Genomic DNA, 4,228 nt, shown 5'->3' on the forward strand with positions numbered 1-4,228 from the left:
GAAATACACCCAGACCGTCGGCAGCGTACTCGGCAAAACCGCGCTGGCGGAAACCGTTCAGGCAGGTTTGATCGGCATCGCCTGTATTTTCCTGTTGCTGGTGGGGCTGTACCGCACTGCCGGTTTGATCGCCGCGTTTTGTACGCTGGTCTACCTGTGGCTATTGCTGATTGTATTCACCGCCTCGGGTGCCACCTTGTCGCTGTCGGCGGTGGTCGCGTTTGTGCTGGGCATTGGCATGGCGGCGGATGCGAGCATCATTTGCCTGGAACGTATTCGCGAGGAAATCGACCTTGGCCGGTCTCTGCGCGAAGCCGTGGATAACGGTTTCAAAGGCTCGCTGCCGACGATACGTGATGCAAACCTGGTGACCGCGCTGGCGATGATTGCCTTGTTCGCGGCCGGCATCGGGCCGATTCAAGGATTTGCGCTGACCATGCTGGTGAGCATCGTGATCAGTGTCGCCACTAACTTCTTGCTGATTCGCCAGCTGATGCTGTGGCTGGTCGATACCCAGTGGGTCAGCCAGCGTTGGTTGATCGGAAAGAGCAAGCCGCGCGCCACCAAGGCTCGCCGTTTCAACTTCTTGGGCCTGGGTAAAACGGCGATTGTGGTCTCGTTGCTGACCATCGTTTCCGGCTCGCTGTATTACCGCGCTCACGGCCTGAACCTGGACATTGATTTTACCGCTGGCACTGCGCTGGACATCGACGTCGACCGTGCGATCACTCAGGAAACCGCCACGCAAATCATGACCGGGGCGGGCACCATCCCGGCCACCGTGGCCGTGGGCGGTGCACAGAATCAGCACATCGCCGTACGCTTCGATGAAGTGCTCAAGCCCGCTGATCTGAAGCAGATCATTACTGCGTTCAAGGGTAAGTATCAGACCGTAGAGTACGAGGAAAACACCGCAGACCCGGGCGTTGCACGGGATTTTGCCACTCGGGCCATTTATGCGGTGATTGCGGCATTCGCCAGCATCGCAATCTATATCGGCCTGCGTTTCTCCTGGGCCATCGCCTTGGCAACCTTGCTGCCGATCGTTCAGGACATCCTCATCGTTTCGGCGATCTTCTCGCTGTTCAAGTTCGAGATCGACGTCACTTACATCGCTGCATTGCTGACGATCATCGGCTATTCACTGAACGACAAGATCGTGATCTTCGGACGCATTGTCGAAAACGTGAAAAAGTCCCCGCCGGTGGATGCGCTGGCCTTGTGGAGCCTGATCAACCTGAGCATCAGCCAGACCCTGAGGCGTTCGCTGTACACCGTGCTGACAGTGGTGATGGCGTCGACCTGCCTGTATCTGTTTGCCTGCGAACCGTTGCAGATGTTCTCGCTGGCTCTGGTGCTGGGTCTGATATCCGGCGCGGTGTCGTCGATTTTCATGTCCAGCGCTATCTGGCTGACGCTTTCCCGGCGAAGCTTTCGGGTGGCGAAGGTTGGTTCAACATTGAAACTCAGCCCCAAGCGTGTCCCGCATCTGGCGTCCACGCCGTTCCTGGGGGCACTGCTGTTCGTCTGCACGGTCGGCGTCGGTGGGTGGTTCTGGGTGCCGGCTCAGGCAACGGCCGGTAAAACGACGGTGAGCGCCTCGACGGTGACCGGTTCCCTTGGCGATTTGTCGAGTTTCCGGACGATTACCGTAGACACTGCCCGTTTAGTGGACGCCGGCGACCTGAAAGCAGCCAAGGCTCGCATCACCGATCTGGAAACAGCGTGGGATCAAGCCGAAGAAACCTTGCAGCCGAAGTCGCCGGCTGACTGGACTTCGGTCGATAAATCGATTGACCGTGCACTGTCCCAACTGCGCTCCGGCAACCCGGATCCGCAAGCCTGTGCCGAAGCCTTGAAGACTCTGCTGGCCAAGTTTGATAGCAAGCAGATCAGTGCCGCCATCCCCGTAGCAGCCACTCCCGCCGGGTCGATGGGCGATCTGTCCTACCTGATGGCCATCATTACCGACACCAAAAAGCTACTGGGCAGTGGCGACATGAAAGGTGCAAGGGCCAGGATCACTGACCTGGAAAGTGCCTGGGACCAAAACGAGGAACAACTGCGACCGATTGATCCTGAAGGCTGGACCTCCATCGACAAGTCCCTGGACCGGGCGTTGAAGCAAGTCAGAACTGGGTCGCCGGATCTGACTGCGTGTACTGAGGCGCTGGAAACCCTGGCGACGAAGATCGACAGCAAGCGCCTGCACTGACACCTATTCGGCCCGGGGAATATACGCCACGCTCTGGTCTTCACGGCCGTGGAATATGCGCTCGCCGTTGGTGGGTGTGGTGGTGATGACCTGATGGTCGGCACTCAKGTAGTCCAGCGGTACTGCATCACCGTTGCGGTACTGGGTGATAACGATGGTGCGTTGCGGGTCCCAGTGCTGGCCGCTGGTGTTGTCCAGCCAGGTCATCAGCGCGGCGGTATCGCCGGTGCGAGGAAAGTCCTGGCTTTGCTGCACGTAATAGAAGGGGGCGCCGCCGGTTTGCAGGTACATCGGCACTTTGTTGTCCACCTCGATCATCACCATGCGCCATGTATTGAGCGGTGCGCGTTTGCTGGCCTCAAGCCTGACCGTCTCACCGAACTGAACCACGCCGCCACCGCCGTTGGTCCAGGGATAGAACACACCGAGTATCGCCATCAACAACACAGCGGTCAGGCCGAAACCGATTTTCAATCGGCGACTACCGAACCTGTCTGTGGCGTTGCGTTCGGCCATTCGCCGGGTGATCCACCAGGCGCCCAGCAACTGGGCGAAGGGCACCAGGGGCAATACGTAGTAACTGCGTCGACTGCCGCTGGCCGTGAAAAACAGCATCAACAGACCCAACCCCCAAACCAGCCAGCGCGTATTGGGTTCGACGCAGCGCCAGTGGCGCAGCGCAAACCACAACCCCAGCATCCAGCATGGCGTCATGTAAAACGCCCCGGCGATGACCAGGGCGCCGCACAGCCGCAGATTGAGATGGCTTTTCCAGCGACCGTCCTGCACCACATGCGGCAATAGCAGCAAGCCCGGCAGAATGAAGCCGATCAGGCCTTTGAACAATGAGGTCAGGGACAACAGCAGGAAAAACACCAGGTAACGGCTGAAACGCGTGTCTTGCGGCCCGCGCCAATACCACCACACCGCCGCCAGCACACCGCAGACGGTGAGGATGTCGGCGGTGGCGACCCGTGCCCAGAACACGAAATAAAAGGTGGTCGCCAGCATCCACCCGGCAATCAATCCGGTGCCTTTGCGCATTAGCTGCTCGCCGATCAAGTACACCAGCCAGACGCTCAGCCAGGCGGCAACCACCGAAGACAAGCGTAATGACCAGTGCCCTAAACCTCCGGTCAGCCAGGCGGTGGCCGTGATCAGCCAGTAGGAGGGCAGCGGTTTGTCGTAATACGGCCCGCCCTTGAGGTAGGGATCGAAATAGTCACCGCTCTGGAGCATTTGCAACGCGATGTTGGCCCAGCGGGTTTCCGGCCCCCATAACTCCCGCGTGCCCAGGCCCAACAACAAAATCAGCGCAGAGGCGCCGAGCAGGAGCGCCAAGGCGCCCCTGTCACTAGCCCGAAGGTTCATAGCGGGTTTCCTGTAGGAAGAACGGTGTCAGGGTTGGCTCTGCGGGAATATCAGAATCTCCAGGTGGCCGCGCTGATAGCGCTTGCCATCGATGGGCAACATCTCGACTTCCTGCATCTCCGCGACACTGTTAACCCGCATCACCACGCCGACCGCGCCTTTTTTGCGGGCCTCGGTCATCCATTGCCCGACGTTGTCCAGGGTGACTTTACGTGACGCCATGGCGGGATCGTCGAGGCCATATTTCAGCTCGCCGACAGTGTTGAACAGATCGACCTGAGGTCGCTTCAGGCGCCACGACAAGGCTGACGCCGCGCCCAGATCGTTGCTGAGCAACGATGTCGTCTGACTCAAGGCATCCAGATGCTCGGCGATGAACTGGTCAGGCATTTGGCTATTGACGATCTGCGCCGGCATCGCTGCCGGCAACAACGCTACCAGCAGCCAGATGCCGAGTGCCGGCATGGCCCAGAATATCAATGGACGCAGCACCTGCAAGGCGTTGGTGATGATCCAGCCGAGCAACACGATGAACGCCAGGGACAGGGTGAACATCTCGGTGTTTTCGTAGACTTCCTTGGTGGCTTGCAGATAAAGCAGGGCGATCAGGGCGCTGGTGGCGATGACGACGTTGATCACGCC

The 4,228-nt window shown here is 59.4% G+C and carries 3 protein-coding genes; 1 reads left to right on the top strand and 2 read right to left on the bottom strand.

All coding sequences use genetic code 11. The features are described from left to right. A partial coding sequence (secF, locus tag AC1DLB_RS26615) for a protein translocase subunit SecF (RefSeq protein ID WP_477785968.1) occupies window positions 1–2,215 on the top strand: 2,215 nt, incomplete at its 5' end. Window positions 2,216–2,218: 3 nt separating this feature from the next. Here the strand turns inward: secF and AC1DLB_RS26620 are convergent. Next, the gene (locus AC1DLB_RS26620; RefSeq protein WP_477785969.1) at window positions 2,219–3,586 is read right to left on the bottom strand and encodes an ArnT family glycosyltransferase; all 1,368 of its coding nucleotides are present in this window, start codon (window positions 3,584–3,586) and stop codon (window positions 2,219–2,221) included. A 27-nt stretch (window positions 3,587–3,613) separates the two neighbouring features. Continuing rightward, a partial coding sequence (locus tag AC1DLB_RS26625; RefSeq protein ID WP_477785970.1) for a glycosyltransferase family protein occupies window positions 3,614–4,228 on the bottom strand: 615 nt, incomplete at its 5' end.

The organism is Pseudomonas sp. 05N434 (genome assembly GCF_056396965.1).